General features: G+C 57.8%; 17 protein-coding genes. 6 read left to right on the plus strand and 11 right to left on the minus strand.

The window, feature by feature from the left end; all coding sequences use genetic code 11:
• Position 1 precedes the first annotated feature (1 nt).
• From gsiC to iaaA, 4 genes are read right to left on the minus strand one after another with little or no spacing between them, the layout of a single operon-like run.
• Entirely contained in the window at positions 2-922 is a 921-nt protein-coding gene (gene gsiC, locus ACVV26_RS14375) for a glutathione ABC transporter permease GsiC (RefSeq protein WP_312978550.1), read from the minus strand.
• 45 nt (positions 923-967) lie between these two features.
• Complete coding sequence (gene gsiB, locus ACVV26_RS14380; protein WP_474797838.1) at positions 968-2,506, minus strand: glutathione ABC transporter substrate-binding protein GsiB; 1,539 nt, start codon at positions 2,504-2,506, stop codon at positions 968-970.
• A gap of 38 nt (positions 2,507-2,544) precedes the next feature.
• Positions 2,545-4,443 carry a glutathione ABC transporter ATP-binding protein GsiA gene (gene gsiA / locus ACVV26_RS14385; RefSeq protein WP_474801857.1) on the minus strand — a complete coding sequence of 633 codons (1,899 nt, stop codon included), beginning with the start codon at positions 4,441-4,443 and terminating at the stop codon, positions 2,545-2,547.
• Positions 4,388-5,350: a beta-aspartyl-peptidase gene (iaaA, locus tag ACVV26_RS14390; protein WP_474797840.1), complete on the minus strand. Its 963-nt coding sequence runs from the start codon at positions 5,348-5,350 to the stop codon at positions 4,388-4,390. Before iaaA ends, gsiA begins: the two co-directional genes overlap by 56 nt.
• Positions 5,351-5,555: 205 nt before the next feature.
• On the opposite strand from iaaA, the gene moeA reads away from it, so the two are divergent.
• Both moeA and moeB read left to right on the plus strand, forming a co-directional pair.
• Positions 5,556-6,788 carry a molybdopterin molybdotransferase MoeA gene (gene moeA, locus ACVV26_RS14395; protein WP_474797843.1) on the plus strand — a complete coding sequence of 411 codons (1,233 nt, stop codon included), beginning with the start codon at positions 5,556-5,558 and terminating at the stop codon, positions 6,786-6,788.
• Between the two features lie 2 nt (positions 6,789-6,790).
• Positions 6,791-7,540, plus strand: coding sequence for a molybdopterin-synthase adenylyltransferase MoeB (gene moeB, locus ACVV26_RS14400; RefSeq protein ID WP_474797845.1), 750 nt, complete (start codon positions 6,791-6,793; stop codon positions 7,538-7,540).
• Here the strand turns inward: moeB and ACVV26_RS14405 are convergent.
• A complete protein-coding gene (locus ACVV26_RS14405; RefSeq protein WP_474797847.1) occupies positions 7,537-8,607 on the minus strand; it encodes a LacI family DNA-binding transcriptional regulator in 1,071 nt (356 codons plus the stop codon). The two genes, moeB and ACVV26_RS14405, sit on opposite strands and share 4 nt — an antisense overlap.
• A gap of 299 nt (positions 8,608-8,906) precedes the next feature.
• Here ACVV26_RS14405 and ACVV26_RS14410 point away from each other — a divergent pair, with 299 nt between their 5' ends.
• Positions 8,907-10,208, plus strand: coding sequence for an MFS transporter (locus ACVV26_RS14410; protein WP_474797849.1), 1,302 nt, complete (start codon positions 8,907-8,909; stop codon positions 10,206-10,208).
• A 14-nt stretch (positions 10,209-10,222) separates the two neighbouring features.
• The gene (locus ACVV26_RS14415) at positions 10,223-12,589 is read left to right on the plus strand and encodes a glycoside hydrolase family 31 protein (RefSeq protein WP_474797852.1); all 2,367 of its coding nucleotides are present in this window, start codon (positions 10,223-10,225) and stop codon (positions 12,587-12,589) included.
• Positions 12,590-12,627: 38 nt separating this feature from the next.
• Here ACVV26_RS14415 and asmA read toward each other — a convergent pair whose 3' ends face one another.
• From asmA to udk, 3 genes are all read right to left on the minus strand, one after another.
• Positions 12,628-14,472 carry an outer membrane assembly protein AsmA gene (gene asmA, locus ACVV26_RS14420; protein WP_474797854.1) on the minus strand — a complete coding sequence of 615 codons (1,845 nt, stop codon included), beginning with the start codon at positions 14,470-14,472 and terminating at the stop codon, positions 12,628-12,630.
• 23 nt (positions 14,473-14,495) lie between these two features.
• Positions 14,496-15,077, minus strand: a complete 582-nt coding sequence (gene dcd / locus ACVV26_RS14425; RefSeq protein ID WP_312978529.1) for a dCTP deaminase — start codon at positions 15,075-15,077, stop codon at positions 14,496-14,498.
• 89 nt (positions 15,078-15,166) lie between these two features.
• Complete coding sequence (udk, locus tag ACVV26_RS14430) at positions 15,167-15,808, minus strand: uridine kinase (RefSeq protein ID WP_125291704.1); 642 nt, start codon at positions 15,806-15,808, stop codon at positions 15,167-15,169.
• 340 nt (positions 15,809-16,148) lie between these two features.
• On the opposite strand from udk, the gene ACVV26_RS14435 reads away from it, so the two are divergent.
• Positions 16,149-19,478, plus strand: a complete 3,330-nt coding sequence (locus ACVV26_RS14435) for a diguanylate cyclase (RefSeq protein WP_474797856.1) — start codon at positions 16,149-16,151, stop codon at positions 19,476-19,478.
• Here ACVV26_RS14435 and alkA read toward each other — a convergent pair.
• Entirely contained in the window at positions 19,460-20,314 is an 855-nt protein-coding gene (alkA, locus tag ACVV26_RS14440) for a DNA-3-methyladenine glycosylase 2 (protein ID WP_474797858.1), read from the minus strand. The two genes, ACVV26_RS14435 and alkA, sit on opposite strands and share 19 nt — an antisense overlap.
• A 131-nt stretch (positions 20,315-20,445) precedes the next feature.
• Between alkA and yegD the strand changes: the two genes are divergently transcribed.
• The gene (yegD, locus tag ACVV26_RS14445) at positions 20,446-21,798 is read left to right on the plus strand and encodes a molecular chaperone (RefSeq protein ID WP_474801859.1); all 1,353 of its coding nucleotides are present in this window, start codon (positions 20,446-20,448) and stop codon (positions 21,796-21,798) included.
• A 22-nt stretch (positions 21,799-21,820) separates the two neighbouring features.
• Here the strand turns inward: yegD and ACVV26_RS14450 are convergent, their stop codons facing one another.
• Positions 21,821-22,117, minus strand: coding sequence for a helix-turn-helix domain-containing protein (locus ACVV26_RS14450; protein WP_125291701.1), 297 nt, complete (start codon positions 22,115-22,117; stop codon positions 21,821-21,823).
• Positions 22,114-22,467, minus strand: a complete 354-nt coding sequence (locus ACVV26_RS14455) for a type II toxin-antitoxin system RelE/ParE family toxin (protein WP_474797860.1) — start codon at positions 22,465-22,467, stop codon at positions 22,114-22,116. The genes ACVV26_RS14450 and ACVV26_RS14455 overlap by 4 nt, the downstream gene beginning before the upstream one ends.
• Between the last annotated feature and the right edge of the window lie 172 nt (positions 22,468-22,639).

Consider the following 22,639-nt stretch of genomic DNA (forward strand, 5'->3'; position numbering starts at 1 on the left):
CTTACTTGTACCTGATAGCCGGGTTAATGGCGGCATAAAGCACGTCCACCACTAAGTTGATAAGAATAAACTCCAGAGAAAACAGCAGCACCTCCGCCTGAATCACCGGGTAGTCGCGCATTTCCACCGAATCGACCAGCAAGCGCCCGAGCCCCGGCCAGTTAAACACTTTTTCCACCACAATCGAGCCGCCAAGCAGGAAGCCAAACTGTAGCCCCATCATGGTGACCACCGGGATCATGGCGTTGCGTAGCGCATGTTTCATTACTACCCAACGTTCGCTGACGCCTTTGGCTCTGGCGGTACGGATGTAGTCTTCACCCAGCACATCGACAAACGACGCGCGGGTAAAACGCGCCATTACCGCCGACACCGCCGCGCCCAGGGTGATGGACGGCAGAATGTAATGCTGCCAGCTATCGGCCCCCACCGTCGGCAGCCAGCCCAGCTCCACGGAAAACACCTGCATCAGCAGCATCCCAAGGGCGAACGCCGGGAAGGAGATGCCGGATACCGCCAGGGTCATACTCAGGCGATCCGGCCAGCGGTTGCGCCATACCGCCGCAATCACCCCCGCCGCCAGGCCAAACAGTACCGCCCAGACCATACTGGTGATAGTTAGCCACAGCGTGGGCATAAAGCGGCTGGCGATCTCCTCAGAAACCGGACGGCGCGACACCAGTGAGGTGCCGAAATCGCCCTGGACCACGTTGCCCATATAACTCAAAAACTGCGACCAGAGAGGCTTATCGAGACCCAACTGGCTGCGCACCATATCAATGACCTGCGCATCGGCCTCCGGCCCGGCAATCAGCCGCGCCGGATCGCCGGGCAACAGGTGAACAAATAAAAACACCAGCACCGCCACAATAAACAGCGTCGGGATTAATCCCAGCAGGCGTTTCACCACATAACTGAACATCGCGATCCTTTAGCGTACGCCTCCCCCGTTGCCGGGGGTGCGCCATTATTTAATATCCGCGTCTTCGAAACTAAAGCCGGTGTCCGGCATCATGTAAAAACCACTGAGCGTTTTGCTGTGCGCGGAAACCAGTTTTTCCACTACCAGCGGCACCCACGGCGATTCTTTCCAGATGATTTGCTGGGCGTTTTGATACAGGCTCGCTTTCTGGGCATTATCGGTGGTTTTCAGCGCCTCGGTCAGGTCTTTATCGACCTGCGGATTGCTGTAAAACGCGGTGTTGAACAGCGTCGGCGGCCAGTTCTGGGAAGCAAACAGCGGCGACAGCGCCCAGTCGGCCTCACCGGTTGACGCCGACCAGCCGGTGTAGAACATTCTCACGCCGCTCTCTTTCTGGCTTTTGCCTTCCACTTCCGCCGCACGTTGCCCGGCATCCATAGCGGTCAGTTTCACCTTCACGCCCACCTGCGCCAGCTGCTGCTGGGTAAACTGCAACACTTTCTGCGCGGTGCTGTGATTATGGGACGACCACAGGGTGGTTTCAAAACCGTTCGGATAACCGGCCTCTTTCAGCAATGCGCGTGCTTTGGCCGGATCGTAAGGCCAGGCTTTAAACGGTTCGGCGAAGGCGATAGCGGGCGGCACCACGCCGGTTGCCGGTGTCGCAAACCCGGCAAAGGCGACTTTCACCAGCGCATCGCGGTTGATGGCGTAGTTAATGGCTTCACGCACTTTCGGGTTGTCGAACGGTTTCTGGGTGACGTTCATGCTGATGTAGCGCTGCATGATTGACGGCGTGGTTACCAAATCCAGCTTGTCGTTCTTCTGAAGCACGGCGGCCTGCTCGTAAGGGATCGGGAAAGCAAACTGCGCTTCGCCGGTTTGCAGCATCGCCGCGCGGGTGTTGTTATCGACCACCGGACGCCAGGTGATGGTATCAAGCTTCGGCAACCCCTGTTCCCAGTAGCCGTCATTCTTTTTCACTTTGACGAAATCGGTCTGGTTCCAGGTGTCCAGCGCATACGGCCCGGTGCCCACCGGGTGGAAGCCGATCTCTTTACCGTATTTCTCCAGCGCCGCCGGAGAGATCATCGCCGTCGCCGGATGGGCGAGGATATTAATAAACGCCGAGAACGGCTGCTTCAGGGTGATCTTCACGGTAGCAGGATCGACCGCCTCGGTGCTGGCGATGTTTTTATACAGGTTGTAGCGCTTGAGTTTGTTATCCGGGTTGCTGGCGCGATCGAGATTCACTTTTACCGCGGCGGCGTTAAAGTCAGTGCCGTCCTGGAATTTAACGCCCTGACGCAGTTTGACGGTGTATACCCGCCCGTCATCGGAAACGGTGTAGCTTTCCGCCAGGACGTTTTTCACTTTCATCTCTTTATCCAGGCCAAACAGACCCTGATAAAACGATTTGGCGACCTGCTGGGACAGGGTGTCGTTGGCGTCATACGGGTCGAGCGTCGTGAAGTTAGACGCCACCGCCACGGTGACATCCTTCGCGGCGAAGGCGGAGCCGGCGAACAGCGCCGCGCTGATGCTGGCTGCGACCAGTAACTTACGGGTGATAGGTTGTGTCATGTTATTTCCTCATTATCCCTGCATTTTTATCATTAGATTTACGTGTTACCGACGGTATGGCGCGCCACAAAGTGGTCAGGCCCGACTGATACCAGCGGCGCAACAAAGGGGTTATCTCCACGTCTGCGGGTGGCGCTGGGTATTTCATCGGATAACAGCACCGGCTGGCGTCGACGGTGCGTCGGGTCAGCCACCGGAACGGCGGCCATCAGTTTTCGGGTATACGGATGCTGCGGGTTCTCAAATACCGCCTGGCGCGGGCCGATCTCGACAATCTGCCCGAGGTACATCACCGCCACGCGGTGGCTGATACGTTCTACTACCGCCATGTCGTGCGAAATAAACAAGAAGGCGATACCGAATTCACGCTGTAAGTCGAGCAGCAGGTTGATGATCTGCGCGCGGATCGACACATCCAGCGCGGACACCGATTCGTCGGCAATCACCACTTTTGGGTTGAGCGCCAGCGCCCTGGCGATACAAATCCGCTGGCGCTGGCCCCCGGAAAACTCATGCGGGTAGCGCCAGGCGTGTTCCGGCTTGAGCCCCACGCGCTCCAGTAGCCAGGCGACGCGCTGCCCGGCGGCTTCGCCCTTCATTAGCCCATGCACCAGCAGCGGCTCCATAATCGAATAACCCACCGTCAGGCGCGGGTCGAGGGAGGCGTACGGATCCTGGAAGATAAACTGAATATCCCGGCGGACCGGCTGCATTTCCGACGGGCTTAACCGGTCAATGCGTTTGCCTTCGAAGGTGATGCTGCCGGATTCGCTCTCTACCAGCCTTAACAGCGAGCGCCCAATGGTGGATTTCCCACAGCCGGATTCGCCTACCAGCGCTAACGTTTCGCCGGGCCACAGATCAAAACTAACCTGCTCGACGGCATGCACTTCCCGGGTTACGCGATTGAGAATGCCGCTGCGCACCGGAAAGCGGGTTACCAGATCACGCACCTGCAAAATTGGGCCTTCATCGGTCATCACCGTATCGCGTTCCGGGCGCTTCTCATCGCCGGCCGCGTCGTTGAGCAGCGGGAATTTACGCGGCAGCGGATGGCCTTTCATCGACCCCAGACGCGGCACTGCCGCCAGCAGCGCTTTGGTGTAGGGATGTTGAGGATGGCTAAAGATATCGTTAACCGGGGCGGTTTCTACCGCCTTGCCCTGGTACATCACCAGCACCCGATCCGCCAGATCGGCCACTACGCCCATGTCGTGAGTGATAAAAATCACCCCCATGGACATCTCCTGCTGCAATACGCGGATTAGCTGGAGGATTTGCGCCTGAATCGTGACATCCAGCGCGGTGGTCGGTTCGTCGGCAATCAATACCGCCGGTTTACAGGAGAGCGCCATCGCAATCATCACCCGCTGGCGCATCCCGCCGGAAAGCTGGTGCGGATAGCGGGAGAGGATCGCCTGGGCTTCGGGGATGCGCACCAGATCGAGCATCCGCTTCGCCTCCGCCAGCGCGCTGTTATGGCTCAGCCCCTGGTGCAGACGAATAGACTCGGCGATTTGCTCGCCCACCGGAAATACCGGGTTCAGGGAGGTCATCGGCTCCTGGAAAATCATCGCCATATCCGCGCCGCGCACTTCGCGCATCCGCCCCGCACTGGCGGTAGAAAGATCCAGTACCTGGCCGTTGCGCCGCCGCAGCCGCATCGGACCGCTGGTCACTTCGCCGCCCGCCTGCTCAATTAACCGCATCAGCGCCAGTGCGGTGACCGATTTCCCGGAGCCGGACTCGCCGACAATCGCCAGGGTTTCACCCCGCCGCAGCGAGAAATTCAGCCCACTGACTGCCTGGGTAACGCCCTGCTCCTGACGGAAGGCAATATTGAGATCCTCAACCGAGAGAACGTCATCGTCCGCCAGCGTTTCATTCTGTGACACCAGGGCCTCCTGCTTCCGGATAAATACCCACCGTAGGCGCATCGCCGACATAGCCGTAGCCACGGTACATGCCTTCGCTGTTAAACGGCATTGCCACGTTGCCTTCCCGGTCGATGGCGATAAGCCCGCCGCTGCCGCCGAGGGCCGGGATCTTCTCCATCACTACCCGCTCCGCCGCTTCAGGCAGGCTGAGTGCGGCGTACTCCATCAGCGCAGCGATATCATAGGCCGCCAGGGCGCGAATAAAGACTTCGCCAGTACCGGTACAGGAGACCGCCACGCTGGCGTTATTGGCGTAGCACCCTGCGCCCGGCAGCGGTGAATCCCCTACCCGGCCCGGTAATTTATTGGTCATCCCGCCGGTTGAGGTGGCCGCCGCGAGATTGCCGTAGCGATCCAGCGCCACCGCGCCGACGGTGCCCATTTTTTGCCGCTCATCCAGCGGCGCGCTGTGGTCAAGCTGAACCGCGTTCTGTTCCTGCGCCTGATGCAGTTGCGCCAACCGCTCCGGGGTAGAAAAAATATCCGGCGAGACGCTGTCCATCCCGTGCTGGCGGGCGAAAGCTTCCGCCCCGTCGCCAATGAGCAGCACGTGCGGGCTATTCTCCAGCACCAGCCGCGCTGCGAGCACCGGGTTACGCAGATGGCTTACTCCCGCCACCGCGCCCGCCTTTAAGGTATGGCCTTCCATCACGCAGGCGTCCAGTTCGTGGGTGGCGTCCCGGGTGAATACTGCGCCGATCCCGGCATTAAATAACGGGCACTCCTCCAGCAGCCGCACGGCTTCGGTAACTGCGTCCAGGGCGCTGCCGCCCGCCTCCAGAATCGCCTGTCCGGCTTCAATAACCGAGCCTAATGCGGCGATATACTGCCGTTCCCGCTCCGTACTCATGCTGGCCCGGGCAATCGCGCCCGCACCGCCGTGTATGGCAATAACCGCTTTTCCCATGCTCTCTTTATCCTGCATCAATAAGGCATTGCCACGTTTTCTTTATAAATATCATTATCGTTGCAATTTATTCATATCGAATTTGAATATAGAAAGTGCCACATGTGATGTAAAGCGCCCCGGCCCCCTTCCCCCAGATGGGGCATCCCGCTGGCGTGCGATTTCTGACATAATGCACCCTTTATTTCCCGCCTGGAGAGAGCTCATGGATTTCACCGCTGGACTGATGGCGCTTGATGACGCCCGTGGACAGATGCTTGCCCGTATTACGCCGCTAACCGATACCGAAACCTTACCGCTGCAACAGGCCTTTGGCCGGGTGCTGGCGCGCGATGTGACCTCGCCGATGGATGTTCCCGGTTTCGATAATTCGGCAATGGACGGCTACGCGGTGCGCCTGGGCGATGTTAAAGACGGCGCGGTGCTGCCGGTGGCGGGCAAAGCGTTTGCCGGGCAGCCGTTCCAGGGCGAATGGCCGCAGGGCACTTGCATCCGCATTATGACCGGCGCGCCGGTTCCGGCAGGCTGCGACGCGGTGATCATGCAAGAAGAAGCCGATGCCAACGACGCGGGCGTGCGTTTCCCGCATCCGGTGCGCGCTGGGCAAAATATTCGCCTGCGCGGGGAGGATATCCAGCGCGATGCGGCGGTACTGACCGCCGGGACTAAACTCACCGTTGGCGAACTGCCGATGCTGGCGTCGCTCGGCATCCCGAATGTGGATGTGGTGCGTAAAACCAAAGTGGCGATTTTCTCCACCGGCGATGAACTTCAGTTGCCGGGCCAGCCGCTCGGCGACGGCCAGATTTATGATACCAATCGCCTCGCGGTCCATGTGATGCTGGAACAACTCGGCTGCGAAGTGATCAACCTCGGAATTATCCCGGACGATCAAGATGCGCTGCGCGCGGCGTTTATCAAGGCCGACAGCCAGGCGGACCTGGTGCTCAGTTCTGGCGGCGTCTCGGTAGGCGAAGCGGACTACACCAAAACCCTGCTGGAAGAACTGGGGGAAATTACTTTCTGGAAACTGGCGATCAAGCCGGGCAAACCCTTCGCGTTTGGCCGCCTGCCGGATAGCTGGTTCTGCGGCCTGCCGGGCAACCCGGTTTCGGCGGCGCTGACGTTCTATCAACTGGTGATCCCGTTACTGGCGAAGCTGAACGGTCAGCATTCGCTTTCCCTGCCGCAAACCCTGCGGGTACGCGCCGGTGGCCGCTTTAAAAAATCCCCCGGACGCCTCGACTTCCAGCGCGGCATTTTGCAGCGCGGCGCGGACGGCACGCCGGAAGTGGTCACTACCGGACATCAGGGATCGCATATTTTCAGCTCATTCAGCCAGGGTAACTGTTTTGTCGTGCTGGAGCGCGAGCGCGGCAACGTAGAAGCCGGTGAATGGGTCGAAGTCCAGCCGTTCAATCATCTGTTCGGAGGTTAACCATGGAGCAGCTCACCGACCAGGAGATGATGCGCTATAACCGGCAAATCGTGCTGCGCGGGTTCGATTTTGAAGGCCAGGAGCGCCTGAAAGCCGCGCGGGTGCTGATTGTCGGCCTGGGTGGGCTGGGCTGCGCCGCCAGCCAGTATCTGGCGGCGGCGGGCGTCGGGCAGTTAACCCTGCTCGATTTCGACACGGTTTCGGTATCCAATCTGCAACGCCAGACGCTGCACCGCGACGCCACGGTCGGGCTGCTGAAAGTGGATTCAGCGCGCGAACAGCTCACCGCCATCAATCCCAACGCCGTGATTGATACCGTCGCCACCCTGCTGGACGACACGGCGATGGCGAAACAAATCGCCGCCCACGATCTGGTGCTGGACTGTACCGATAATGTCGAGGTGCGTAATCAGCTCAACCGGCTGGCGTTCGCCGAAAAAATCCCGCTGGTTTCCGGTGCGGCGATCCGCATGGAAGGGCAAATCACGGTATTTACCTGGGGCGAAAACGCGCCCTGCTACCGCTGCCTGAGCCGGCTATTCGGCGACGGCGCGTTAAGCTGCGTGGAAGCGGGCGTGATGGCCCCGCTGGTTGGGGTGATTGGCGCGATGCAGGCCATGGAAGCCATCAAAATTCTTGCCCAGTACGGCAAAAGCGCCGCAGGGAAAATCGTGATGTATGACGCCATGACCTGCCAGTTCCGCGAGATGAAGCTGGCGCGCAACCCGCAGTGCGAGGTGTGCGGCCATTAATCGTCATATAAGCCGTTGTGCCGTACTCCGGCGGCGTGTTTGCCGCTGCGGATACGGCGCACCGACTCTCTGACCGCCAGAGTGCCATTCAATAACAGCGTGCCGCACGGCGCATGAGGCCGGATCAGCCGCTGTTGCAGCATCAACACCGCTTCTTCCCCCAGCTCATCGCGCGGCACATGCATTGCGGTCAACGGCACATCCTGAATAGCCGCCAGGTTAAACGCGTCGATGCTCATTACGGAGATATCCTGAGGCACCCGCAACCCGGCTTTTTGCAGCGCCGTGACCGCACCCGCCGCCATAAAGTCGCCACCCGCCAGAATCGCGCTGGGTAATGGCCCGGCATTGTTCGCCAGAAAATCGCCGATCAGCGCCTCGCTCTCTTTTGCACTGAAACTGCTGGCGGTAATCAGATGCCGGGAGTCATCAAACGTCAGGTTGTGCGCTTCCCAGCTCTCTTTAATGCCCGCCAGCCTGAGATCCATGGTGTAGCGCCGTAAGCACAACAGGTTGACCACCTGCTTATGGCCCATCTCGAACAGATACCGGGCAGCGGCCTCGCCAATAGAGCGGTGATCCGGTGCCACCGCCGGGAGGCGCATCTTCGGGTCGCGGCAGTTAATCAACACGCAGGGTTTGCCGATATCGGCAGCCAGATCGTGGATATGCGCGCTGTCGATACCCAGCAGGAGGGCAGCCTGGGTATCCGGCTCGTTCATCCGCGCCAGAAACAGGTTGGCGTCGCTGTCTTCTTCTTCCAGCGCACAGTAGCGCAACCGCACGTCATGGGGAGCCAGCGCCTTATTGATGCTTTGGATCACCCGGTAATAAAAAATGTCGGAACGCTCATCAAAGGCGCGCTGCGGCGCGAACACCAGCAGGTTATTCAACAACAGCCGCCCCGCCGCCATTCCCTCAAGCACGCCAAGCTGGCGGGCGCAATCCATCACCCGCGCCCGCGCCGCTTCGCTGGTGTTTGATTTCCCTGCCAGTACCCGTGACACCGTACTGATCGACAAACCCGTTTGTTGGGCAATCAGGCTGATTTTTAGGTTTTTACGCATTGTGTGATCCATGTCCGTTTGTGAAATGAAAAAATTTTCACGCAAAAAATAATCGACTTTTCATTGGTTAACATAACTTAACGTGAAATTTCGCTCATTAATGAGAATTTTTGCGCAATTTCCGCTTTTTACTCGCCAGACCGTTAACTAGTCTCACATTGGTCAACCAATACGCAGTATGAGTGACCGATACCAACACTATTTCAACGGAAAATGAAATCCACGCGGTGCCGTCCGGTTAACCCCGTTCCGCGAGTTGTCATACCAATAAACCGTATTAACGCTGTCTGGAGACCGTTATGAGTCAGGGTGTGAACGAGCCGTTAGCGACCGGAAAAACCCGGCGCGTTGTGAAAAACCTGCGCTGGTGGGTGCTGGTCCTGTTTTTGATGGGGGTGACGGTTAACTACATCACCCGTAACTCGCTGGGGATCCTCGCCCCGGAATTAAAAGAAAGCCTGGGCATTACCACCGAGCAGTATTCGTGGATTGTCGGCGCGTTCCAGCTGGCGTATACCGTTTTCCAGCCCCTCTGCGGCTGGCTGATTGACGTCATCGGATTAAAAATCGGCTTTCTGATTTGCGCCTCCATCTGGGCGTTAACCTGTATTTTCCATGCCGGTGCGGGAAGCTGGCTGCAACTGGCGCTGCTGCGTTTTGTAATGGGCGGTGCGGAAGCCGCAGCGACGCCCGCCAACGCCAAAACACTCGGCGAATGGTTCCCGAAAAAGGAGCGCCCGGTTGCGGCGGGCTGGGCGGGCGTGGGTTTTTCCATTGGCGCGATGCTGGCACCGCCGATTATCTATTTCGCCCACGCCTCATTCGGCTGGCAAGGCGCGTTTATGTTTACCGGCGTGCTGGCACTGCTGTGGGTGCTGCTGTGGTGGCTGTTTTACCATAACCCGGAAAAGCATCCCAACCTGAGTAAAGACGAGCTGGCGTATATCCAGCAGGATAACGAACCGCCAGCCGTCAAACTCCCCTTCTTTACTGCCCTGAAAACCGTTGGCAAGAATAAACGCTTTTACGGGATCGCTATTCCGGCGTTTATGGCCGAACCGGCCTGGGCGGTGATGAGCTTCTGGGTGCCGCTGTATCTGGCGAAAGAGCACGGTATGGATCTGAAGCAGATCGCCATGTTTGCCTGGCTGCCATTTTTAGCCGCCGACCTCGGCAGCGTCGCCAGCGGCTATTTAACCCGTCTCTATACGCGCTGGTTTGGCTGTAGCCGGGTTAACTCTGTGGTCGCCAGCTCGGTCACCGGCGCGTTTTTAATGGTTTCGCTGGCCATCGTCGCCCTGACCCGCGATCCGTATATCACCATCATTCTGATCTCCATCGGCGGCTTCGGGCACCAGATCATCTCCTGCATGCTCAGTGCACTGGTGGTGGAGTCGTTCGATAAAGGCCAGATGGCGACCGTTAACGGCATGCGCGGCTCTTGCGCATGGATCGCCAGCTTCCTGTTCTCGCTGCTTATCGGCGTTACCGCCGACAAGATCGGTTTTAACCCGCTGTTTATCGCCATGGGCTTCTTCGATCTCATCGGGGCCTTCTTCCTGGTGGCATTTATCGCTGAACGCCGCGCGCGTCGCGCCTGAAGATAAGGGACATTATGAAAACGCTGAAAAACTGGACCCTGCTTAACGCAGACCATGCACACGTCACGCTGCAAATTGATAACCGCTACCGACTGGCGCTGTATGTGCTGGAAGATGGCCTGTTTCGCGTGGCGATTTCTCGCAATACCGGCTGGGCGCTGGATAAAACCTGGAGCATTGCGCCGCAGCAGGACGTCCCGTGGGAAGGGCGCAGCCGCGACGATCTGAGCGGCTTTTCTCTCCCGGGCTTCCGTATTGAGGAGCAGGACGATCGCCTTGTCGTTGCTACCGACACCTTGCGCGTGACGGTGCATCAGCCGCTGTGGCTCGAATGGCATTACAAAGACGAACGGGGCGAGTGGCAATTGCTGGCCAGCGACCGCGCCACCAGCGCCTATTTAATCAATGCCCACGGCGACGGCGTGGCGCACTACCAGCACAGGCTGGAGGGCGACCGCTATTACGGGCTGGGTGAAAAAGCGGGGCCGCTTCAGCGCAACGGTAAGCGCTACGAGATGCGTAACCTGGATGCAATGGGTTATAACGCCGCCCATACCGATCCGCTGTACAAGCATATTCCGTTTACCATCACCCAACGTCCTGGCGTGAGCTTCGGGCTGTTTTACGATAACCTGAGCAGTTGCTGGTTCGACATGGGTAAAGAGATCGACAACTACCACCGCCCCTACCGGCGCTGGCAGGCGGAAGCTGGCGATATCGATTACTACCTGTTCGTCGGCAAGCGGGTGCTGGATATCACTAAGGCTTTCGTGCGGCTGACCGGGAAAACACTATTCGGCCCGAAATGGAGCCTGGGCTACAGCGGCTCGACCATGCACTACACCGATGCGCCGGACGCCCAGCAGCAGCTGATGAATTTTATCCGCCTGTGCAAAGAGCACGCTATTCCATGCGATTCATTCCAGTTGTCGTCCGGCTATACGTCCATTAACAACAAGCGCTACGTGTTCAACTGGAATTACGACAAAGTGCCGCAGCCGAAAGTGATGAGCCAGGCGTTTCACGATGCGGGCCTGCGGCTGGCGGCCAATATCAAGCCCTGCCTGTTGCAGGACCATCCACGCTATAACGATGTGGCGGAACAGGGGCTGTTTATTCGCGATTCGGAGTCGGATAAACCAGAACGTTCCAGCTTCTGGGACGACGAAGGCTCCCACCTCGATTTCACTAACCCGGATACCATCAAATGGTGGCAGAACGGCGTCACCACGCAACTGCTGGAGATGGGCATCGACTCTACGTGGAACGACAACAACGAGTTTGAGGTGTGGGATGGGGAAGCGCGCTGCCACGGCTTCGGCAACCCGATTGCGATTAAATATATTCGCCCGGTGATGCCGCTGCTGATGATGCGAGCCTCGCTGGAAGCGCAGCAGCGCTTCGCGCCGGAAAAACGCCCGTATTTGATTTCCCGCTCCGGCTGCGCCGGGATGCAGCGCTATGTGCAAACCTGGAGCGGCGATAACCGCACCAGTTGGGAGACGTTGCGTTTTAACACCCGCATGGGCGTAGGCATGAGCCTGTCCGGGCTGTATAACGTCGGCCACGACGTGGGCGGGTTCTCAGGGGATCGCCCTGATCCGGAGCTGTTTGTGCGTTGGGTACAAAATGGCGTGATGCACCCGCGTTTCACTATCCATTCCTGGAATGACGACCATACCGTCAATGAACCCTGGATGTACCCGGCGATCACGCCAGCCATTCGCAGCGCCATTGAATTGCGCTACCGCCTGCTGCCCTGGTTCTACACGCTGCTGTGGCAGGCCCATGTCGATGACGAGCCGATGCTGCGCCCGACGTTCCTCGATCACGAGCACGATCCGCAGACCTTTGAGGAATGCGACGAGTTTATTCTCGGCAAGGATCTGCTGGTCGCCAGCGTCGTCGAGCCAGGCGCACGCGAGCGTACCCTGTGGCTGCCGGCGAATACCGATGGCTGGTACGATTTTTACAGCGGAAGCTGGTACAGCGGCGGGCAGTGGATCACGCTGGCAGCACCGCTGGAAACGCTGCCGCTGATGGTACGCGCAGGCGCGGGCCTGCCGATGAGCGCGCGCCTGGCGCACACCCGCCCGGCGGACGATACCTTCCGTGAGCTGAAACTGTTCCCGTTGAAGGGTTGCGGCGTCAGTAACGGGCTGCTGTTTGAAGACGATGGTGAAAGCTGGGGTTATCAGGACGGCAATGCGCTGTGGCTGGAGTGGGAAATGACCTGCGACGCGAACACCCTTCGCCTGGATATCGCGACCCGGGGCGATTATCAGCCTGCGTGGCGCGAACTGGTTGTCAGCCTGCCGCCAGGAGAACACCGCACCCTGCTGATCAACGGCGAAGCGAGCCGCTGCTGGCAAGCCCGCTAAGCGCAAAAACCAACGGGGCCATTCGGCCCCGTTTTTTATTACAGCTTTTTCAGCAGTTCTTTCACGTCTTTCGACTTGCTGCTGTCTTTGTGGCGTTCTGCCCAGTCGTTCAGGCGCCGTTTGGCTTCATCCTGGAGATGCTTACGCAGCACCTGGTCCACCTGGAGCGAGTAATTCAACTGTTTCCAGGAACCGTAAACCCGCAGCGGGATCGGCGTTTGCTTCAGGAATTCCACCAGGTTGCTGTCGCCTTTCCAGCCATCCAGTACCCGCACCTGGAACAGGGTGTCGCACTGTTCGCTGACCAGATCCATAGTGCCTTCGCCATTCAGCGCCAGCATCAATGAACGCCCTTCCATTTTGTTCAGCGTCAGTTTGCCGTGGTCGAGGGACACATCCGTCGTAAACTGCTCCAGTTTGGTGGCGTTCTCTTCGAACTGCTGAGCCTGCACTGAACCGTTATTACGCGCCACCGCCTGCTGGATCATTTGCTGGAAGTTCATTCCTTCGAGGCGCGAGTGGGTCATTTCAACGGTGGCTTCGCCCCGCCAGTTCTGGCGGAACGCGTCGGCATCAATTTGCGCCCCGGAAAAATCGCCGGTCATCGACAGCGCGCCGCTCAGGGCTATCGGATAGTTAAAGGCCTTAAGCACCTGGCTGATTTCGATGTTCTGAATCGTTGGGATGAATTTCGCCTGCGCAGGCTGTTGCCGGGTATTCAGGCTGCCCGGCAGGGAAATATGGCCAGTGCCTAAACTACCTTCCAGGGTCGAGATCGTCAGCAAGCCGCTGTTGTTAGCCAGCGCCGCGCGCACGTTGCTGAAGTTCAGCCCGCGCCACTGCACATTTGCCGCCGTGATGTTCGCTTTGGCATTAAAACCGCGCAGCGCCGAGTAATCCTGCTCAGACGCGTTATCGGCAATCACCGGGCGCGGCAGTACAGGTTGGCTCTGCGCCTGCTGGGCGACCGGCGCGGCGGAGGCCGTCTGGGTTGGCAGCAAGTTTTCCAGATTAAGTTTGCCAAAAGCCAGATTCAGTATCCAGTCAGGGTTCTTTTTCAGGATCACGCTGCCGTCGCCGCTTAACTGGCTGTCATTCGCGGTAAGTTGCAGTTCGCTGAAGCTGAGTCTTTTCTGCCCTTCCTGCCAGTTGGCGTTAAACGTGCCCTGTCCGGTTATACCCTGAGACGGTAAATCAGCCCCTTTCAACTGATACTGGAGATTGCTGATGTTGACGACGAGATCCTCAGGATATTCAGCGGCGTTAAGCGCAGCGTTGAAAGAGAGATCCAGCGTGCGCTGATCGCGCAACACCCGGGCGCTGAAATCTATCTGCGCCTGCCGCTTTTCATCCTGCTCCATCTGGAGATTCAGGTTGCGCACCGTGACCTGTTCATCGCCCTCATGCTGGAAAACCAGCACGCTGTCGGCCACTTTCAGGCGAGAAATATCAAAGCTCCAGCCGCGATCGGTGTCGGTGGGCGTAGCGCCGCCCTGCGGGCCAATCGGCGCGTCTTTAGGATGGCGCGCTTCGCTTTCGGGCGTCAACTGAACCACCGCGCCTTTAAGCATCACCTGGCGGACGTGCAGTTGATGCGACAGCAGCGGCAGCAGTTTGACGTCGAGGCGCATATTATCGGCAGTCACCATCGGCTGGGTCGCGCCCGGCGCGGTGAGATTCATGCGCCCGGAAAGAATGCTTAACTGAGGCCAGACGTGCCAGCGCAGCGGCCCTTCCAGCTTAAGCTGGTATCCGCTACGCGCCTCCACCTGGCGAACCATATAGTCGCGAAAATCGTTGGGGTTGACCAACAGCACTAATGCGGACAGGCCGGCGACGATTACCACCAGCAAAATCATTAGCGTCGTCAGAAGTCGTCTCATGGCATCCTCAGTCAGTAACCGGATTAGTCTTTATCGATACGGCTGGCTACCGCACCTTGCTGATCCCGATACTTGGCATCTTCACGACGATTATAAGGACGTGCGGCAGGCCCGGAGAGCGGCTCGAAACTCAGCGCGCCGATCACCATCCCCGGACGCAGCGCCAGCGGCAGTTTGCCAGAGTTGTAGAATTCGAGCACGATGCAGCCCTGCCAGCCGGGATCGATACGGTGCGCGGTCACGTGGACCATCAGCCCCAGACGCGCCAGCGACGAACGGCCATCCAGCCAGCCCACCAAATCCGCAGGTAAAGTTACCGATTCCAGCGTGACCGCCAGCGCCAGTTCGCCAGGATGGAGGAAAAACGCGTCGCCTTCTGCCAGCACGATTTCATCGCTCATCACGCGATCCAGCGCGGCGCTGACTTCGGCCTTCGGCCCGCTCAAATCAATAAACGCGGCGGTATGGCCGCTGAAGGTGCGGAATTTATTACCCAGGCGCACATCCACCGTCGCGCCATTGATGCGCTCTACCGGAGGACGCGGGGTAATCGCTAAACGGCCATCATCAAGCCAGGCTTCAATATCACGGTCGCAAAGACGCATCGCACGCTCCTCTGTTGTGCTTGAATTCCCGGCCGCAATGCGCCGGGAGATAAGTAATGACTCTTAGAACGGTACACGCTAACTGCGTGTTATTCAAAGAATTGGCTGATTTTCGCTTTGAGAATATCAATCGCGATGCGGTTTTTACCGCCGCGCGGTACGATGATGTCAGCATACTGTTTCGATGGCTCAATAAACTGCAGGAACATCGGGCGTACCGTTTTCTGGTACTGGGTCATCACCGAATCCATGGAGCGGCCACGCTCGTTCACGTCACGCTTGATGCGGCGCATCAGGCAAATATCCAGCGGCGTATCGACGAAAATTGAGAAGTTCATCTCCTGGCGCAGACGCGCATCCGTGAGCAGCAGGATCCCTTCCAGGATGATCACTTTTTTCGGTTCGATATGTACCGTTTGCTGGGTACGCGTATGTTCGACATAACTATAGACGGGCAGTTCAATCGGCTTGCCGGACTTCAGCGTTTGCAGGTGTTGAAACAGCAGGCTGTGGTCCATGGCGTTGGGATGGTCATAGTTAGTTTTAACCCGTTCTTCCATGGACAAATGGGTCTGATCTTTGTAGTAGCTGTCTTCTGGAATGACACCAATGTGTTCGTCACCGACCTGGTCGCGCAGCTCCCGATAAAGTGTGCTGGCGATAAGGCTTTTGCCTGAGGCGGATGCGCCGGCGATGCCGATGATGACGCATTGATGAGACTTGTCAGTCATAAATGTAGCGACCTGGTTTCTGAATAAGGGGGAAGGACGACGCCGCAGCGCCAAACGCGGCAATTATAGGGACTTCGCCCCCCCGATACCAGTCACAGGTGCGCAGTCGTGCCACTGTGAATAACTTTTTTTAAAGAGTGGCGCCGGAACGCATTTTTTTAATCATAATCTCAGTTAATAATTCAGGCTATTGCGATTAAATCAATAAAGCTTGCTGGAGTGAGAATTTATCAGTCGGCGGCATAGGAATTGTAAATTGTTTGTACTAGCATAGCCCGATACGTCGAATAATGCGTCCGGGCTTTGCTCCTGGCGGCAATGCCATAACGGATTAGCGGTAATGATTAAAAAGAACATGCGCGTTGAAGTTTCTACGCCTCATCCCGTATTACGGTTGCTAAGTCTGGGGCTATTAAGTTTCTTATTTACCCTTTTTTCTCTTGAGTTGACGCTGTTAGGCTCATCCCTTGCGCCGCTGTGGTTTCCCACCGCTATTATGATGGTGGCTTTTTATCGGCATCCGGCCTCTTTTTGGCCGGCAATCGCCGTGGCGTGCGTGGCCGGTAATTTACTTGCGTCACTGGTTTTATTTCCCTCAAGCCGAATTGTAATAACGTTTCCTGTAATCAATATTCTTGAAGCCCTGCTCGGGGCTATATTACTGCGTAAGCTTCTACCCTCCGCCAATCCATTACAAAATCTCAACAACTGGGTAAAGCTGGCGATTGGCAGCGCGGTTATTCCCCCCTTATTTGGCGCGGTTCTGGCGGTTATTTTTACGCCAAACGACGAAAATCTACGGACGTTTTTTGTATGGGTATTATCGGAGTCGATTGCCGCCATCGCGCTGGTGCCGATTGGCCTGCTGTTTAAATCCCGTTATCTGCTGCGCCATCGCAACCCCCGGTTGCTCATCGAAACCCTAGTGTCGCTGTGCATCACGCTGCTACTGAGCTGGCTGGCGCTGCATTTTCTGCCCTGGCCGTTTACCTTCATTATTGTGCTGTTGATGTGGAGCGCCATCCGCTTGCCGCGCCTGGAGGCATTCACCATATTCCTGGCCACGGTGATGGTGGTTTCCCTGACGCTGACCCGCAATCCCGAAATGCTCACCGCCCCGCATCCCTCAGTGATGGCGAACGCGCCCTGGCTGCCGTTTTTGCTGATTCTGCTGCCCGCCAATGTCATGACTATGGTGATGTACGCGTTTCGCGAAGAGCGCAAACATATTTCCGAGAGCGAAACCCGTTTTCGCAACGCCATGGAGTATTCCTCCATCGGCATGGCGCTGGTGTCGATTGACGGCCACTGGTTGCAGGTCAATAAATCCCTGTGCCAGTTTCTGGGGTATACGCCGGAAAAAATGTGCAGCATGACCTTCCAGCAAATCACCTGGCCGGAAGATTTGCATGACGATCTGGAGCAGTTAGAGAGCCTGATTAAGGGCGATATCAACAGCTACTCCATGGAAAAGCGCTACTTTAACCATGCAGGAGACGTTGTCTGGGCGCTGATGTCGGTTTCCGTGGTGCGGGATAATAACGGCGTGCCGCTCTATTTCATCGCCCAGGTTGAAGATATTAACGATCTCAAACATACCGAGTGGATGAATAAACGCTTAATGGAGCGTATTACGCTGGCGAATGAAGCGGGTGGCATCGGCATCTGGGAATGGGAACTCGGGCCGGACATCATTAGCTGGGATAAACGGATGTTCGAACTGTACGATATTCCGCCGCATATTAAGCCTACCTACCAACTTTGGGCGTCCCGGGTGGTAAAAGAAGATCTCGGGTCGGTGGAAATGACTATCCGCGATGCGCTAAAAGCGCGCGTCCCGTTTAAAATCGAATTCCGTATTCAGGTCAGCGAAGGCATTCGCCATATTCGCGCCCTCGCCAACCGCGTCATTAATAAGCAGGGCGATGTGGAACGCCTGCTGGGCGTCAATATGGATATGACCGAAGTGAAGCAGCTTAACGAAGCGTTATTCCAGGAAAAAGAGCGCCTGCATATTACGCTCGACTCCATCGGCGAAGCGGTAATTTGTACCGACGTGGATATGAACGTGACCTTTATGAACCCGGTCGCCGAGACAATGAGCGGCTGGTCGCAGGAGCAGGCCATCGGCCAACCGCTGCTGTCGGTGTTGCGCATCACCTTCGGCGATAAAGGCCCGCTGATGGAAAACATCCACAGCGGCGACGTCAGCCGTACCGCCATCGAACAGGACGTGGTGCTGCACTGCCGCAACGGCGGAAGCTACGACATTCACTACACCGTGACGCCGCTCAGCACGCTGGACGGGCAAAACATCGGCTCGGTGCTGGTTATCCAGGACGTCACCGAATCACGCAAGATGCTGCGCCAGTTAAGCTACAGCGCCTCCCACGACGCCCTCACCCACCTGGCAAACCGCGTCAGCTTTGAAAATAATCTTAAACGCCTGCTGCAAAGCGTGGGCGAAAGCCATCAGCGCCACGCGCTGGTGTGTATTGACCTTGACCGTTTTAAAGCGGTAAACGACACCGCAGGCCATGCGGCAGGCGATGCCCTGCTGCGTGAACTGGCATCGCTGATGCTGGGGATGCTGCGCACCACCGATATTCTGGCGCGCCTCGGCGGCGACGAATTCGGTCTGCTGCTGCCGGACTGCGGCATTGAAAACGCGTATACCATTTCCACCCGGCTGATTCAGGCGGTCAACGACTATCACTTTATGTGGGAAGGCCGCCTGCACCGCATCGGTGCCAGCGCCGGGATCACGCTTATCGACGCCAATAACAATCTGGCCTCGGAAGTCATGTCCCAGGCGGATATCGCCTGTTACGCCTCGAAAAATAAGGGGCGTGGCGTGGTGACGGTTTATGAGCCGCAGCAGCAGCATTTGCAACAGCAGCGCACGTTGCTGGCCCATGAAGAGCAGGCGCGGATTATCAACGACAACCATATGATGCTGCTGGCTCGCGCCGTGGCGTCGCCGCGTATTCCTGAATCCACCAACTTCTGGCTGCTGTCGCTGCGCCTGTGGACCAGTGAAGGCAACGTACTCGAAGAATCGGCGTTCCGCTCCGGCCTGACCGACCCGGCACTGGCGTGCGAGCTGGACCGCCGCGTATTTACAGATTTCCTGCGCAACCACGCGACCGCCATCACCCTGAAAGGCTTCGGCGTCGCCCTGCCCTTATCGCCACAGGGCATCGCCAATGATGAAACGATCAACGAGATGCTGGCAGCGCTGAGCACCAGCGCGCTGCCGCCGCGATTGCTCCATTTCACCCTACACAGCGACGTTCTGCTGGCGGAGGACGATCGTGCAAAAAATAACATGATCAAACTTCGTAACGCCGGTTGCCGCGTTATCGTCAGCCAGGTCGGGCGCGATATGGAGATTTTTAACCAACTGACGCGCCAGATGTGCGACTACATCATGATTGAGCCTGAACTGGTCACCGATGTTCACACCAACCTGATGGACGAGATGATGGTGACCATTATTCAGGGCCACGCCCAGCGGCTGGGGCTGAAGTGCATCGCGGGCCCGGCGGATCAGGCGCTGATTATGGACACGCTCTCCGGCATCGGCATCGATATGATTTGGGGCGACACCATCGCCCAAACCCAGCCGCTGGATATGCTGCTCAACCAGGGCTATTTCGCGATTAACTGATCCGGCTGCCAGCCGTGGTTATACCAGATGTGCAATAGCGCATACGAGCGCCAGGGCGACCAGCGCTCGGCGTAGCGGCGGATCTGCGCCGGGGTCATGCCAGGGAAACGTAATTTGATCGCGTAATCATCCGGCAAAAACACGTCAGGGCTCTGCCAGCCGCGCAGCGCGAAATAGCTTGCCGTCCAGCGGCCAATCCCCGGCAGTTTCATGAGCGCTTTGATGCCCTGCTCGACATTCTCCGGGCGTGACAGCATCAGCTGCCCGTCCAGACACAACTGCGCCAGGTTGATAATGGCGTCGGCGCGCATTTTCGACATCCCCAGGGCTTTTAAATCCTCCCAGCGGGCATTGGCAAGGATCTGCGCATCCGGGAATCGACGCCAGCCTGGCTCCCCGTCCAGCGGCTCGCCGTAGGCCTGCACCAGTTTACTGGTCAGTTTCGCCGCCATCGCGACGCTCACCAGTTGCCCTAATACCGCGCGGATCATCTGCTCAAACGGATCAACACAGCCGGGTAGCCGCAAACCCGGTATCGGCGCGGCAAGTTCGCCCAGGGTTTCAATGATCGGTTGCGGGTCGGTATCTAAATCCAGCCAGCGCCGCAGCCGCGCCAGCACCTCGTCGGCAACCGGCAACAGACCGTCGCTCAGGGTGACGTGCAGCCGATTATTTCCTGCGATAGCCATCGTCGCCAGCCCCTGGGCATCGCCAAAGGCCATTACCCTTTGCAGGCTGTCGTCGTGAATGCTCTCGACGCCCTCGACGGTACGGTGGCGCAGAAAACCGCACATCCACGGCCAGTCATACGGGCCGCGATAATCAATAATGAACATGCTATCTCCTTGAATAACTGGATTCAGGGTAGCCTGATCCCAGCAGTTTCGCCTTGCTTTCATATTCCGTTTGCCGCCAGGACCACATTCGGCTAAAGTCGCCCCCCTTCTTCACAGGCATGGGGATGAAAATGTTTATTGGTTTTGATTACGGCACCGCGAATTGTTCGGTGGCGATGATGCGCGACGGCGCACCGCAGATGCTGACGCTGGAAAACGGGTCGCCGCTGCTGCCGTCAATGCTGTGCGCACCCACCCGCGAGGCGGTGAGCGAATGGCTGTACCGCTGTCACGATGCCCCGGCACCGGGCGCGGAAAACCAGGCGCTGCTGCGCCGGGCAATTAATGCCAATCGCGAGGAAGATATTCGGGTAACCGAGGCCAGCGTACAGTTTGGGCTGGCGGCCTTGCAGCATTATATGGATGACCCGGAAGAGGTCTGGTTCGTTAAATCCCCGAAGTCGTTCCTCGGCGCAAGTGGCCTGAAGCCGCAGCAGGTGGCGCTATTTGAGGATCTGGTGTGCGCGATGATGCTGCATATCCGTAATGCCGCTGCCACGCAAACTGGCGAAGCCATTGACCAGGCAGTCATCGGCAGGCCGATTAACTTCCAGGGGCTGGGGGGTGACGATGCCAACGCCCAGGCGCAGGGCATTCTCGAACGCGCAGCTCAGCGCGCCGGTTTTCGCGATGTCGTTTTCCAGTACGAACCCGTGGCCGCCGGGCTGGATTTTGAATCCACCCTGACCCAGGAAACGCGGGTGCTGGTGGTCGATATCGGCGGCGGCACCACCGACTGCTCGGTACTGCTAATGGGGCCGCAGTGGGCTATGCAATCCGATCGCGAAGCCAGCCTGTTAGGCCACAGCGGCTGTCGCGTTGGCGGTAACGATCTGGATATCGCCCTTGCCTTTAAACAGCTGATGCCGCTATTAGGCATGGGCGGCGAAACCCAGAAAGGCATCGCCCTGCCGACGCTGCCGTGGTGGAACGCGGTGGCGATTAACGACGTCCCGGCGCAAAGCGATTTTTACAGCGCCGCCAATGGCCGGTTGCTGCTGGATTTAATCCGCGACGCCAAAGCGCCCGACGAGGTCGCCAGGTTGCGTAAAGTGTGGCAGCAGCGTCTGAGCTACCGGCTGGTGCGGGTCGCTGAGGAGAGCAAAATCGCGCTCTCCTCCGATGATAACCACCTTGCCCGGATGCCGTTTATCAGCGACGGCTTGCAGGCCGCCATTTCGCAAATCGAACTGGAAAAGGCGCTGACGCAGCCGCTGCAACGCATTATCGAACAGGTGACGCTGGCGCTGGAAGCCAGCCATATCACGCCGGACGTGATTTATCTCACCGGCGGCAGCGCCCGCTCGCCGTTGATTCGTCATCTGCTGGCGGCGTATTTGCCAGGAACACCGATCCGCGGCGGCGACGATTTTGGCTCGGTCACCGCCGGGCTGGCGCGCTGGGCAAACGTGGTGTTTCGGTAAGGCTTGAGTTGCCGGAGGAAGTTTAGAGTGAAATCACCCGGCTTCCTTCGGGCAGTTCGATGCTGATCTTCAGTTCACCGCCTAAGGCTTCTGCATAGCGCTTCAGTGTGGAGACTTTGATGTCATCCCCGCGCCGCTCCATGGCCGCCACCGCAGGCTGGGTTACGCCCAGCCGTTCGGCAAGCTCCTGCTGCGACATGGCGCGCATTTCCCGGATGGTTGGCAAACCGTTTTCGGCGGCGAACTCTTCGGCTAAACGCTCGATTTCAGCCCGATGTTCAGGGGTAAGTTCTGCAAGATGCTGCTGTAATGTTTTCATTCCCGATCCTTTTTGCGGGCAAGATAGCGCGCAAAAATCGCGTCAACCCGCTTAATCAATGTTGAGTAAAAGCGCTTCTGCCCCGTTTTCTTTCCGCCGTAAAGCATTATCGCTTGTCGGCTCTCATCAAAGGCGAAACAAATCCGCCATGGGTCGCCAGCATATTGCAGGCGTAATTCTTTCATATTGGGATAGAAGGAGCCGAAGAGCGTATCCACCCGTGGTCGACCCAGTGCCGGGCCGGTTAACTCAAGGCTTATTAGCGCTGCGTTAACACGATTCTGCAACCCATGCTCCTGATCATAAAGCCACTGCTCAAACTCTGGCGTAAAGACAACCGTCCATGTCATAACCACCTCATAAAGTGTAATTTATATTTATTGCCTAAACCACACTCTAAACTGTCAAAATTTGTACTGCTGATTCCCGTGTCGATCCTGCGAGAAATCTCGAACAAAAGCGCTGATTAGGAGGAATCCTGAACCTGTTCCATATTTCCTCCATTTTTCTCCCGGCGATAAT

This window comes from Atlantibacter sp. MEI4A-1023, from assembly GCF_056155425.1.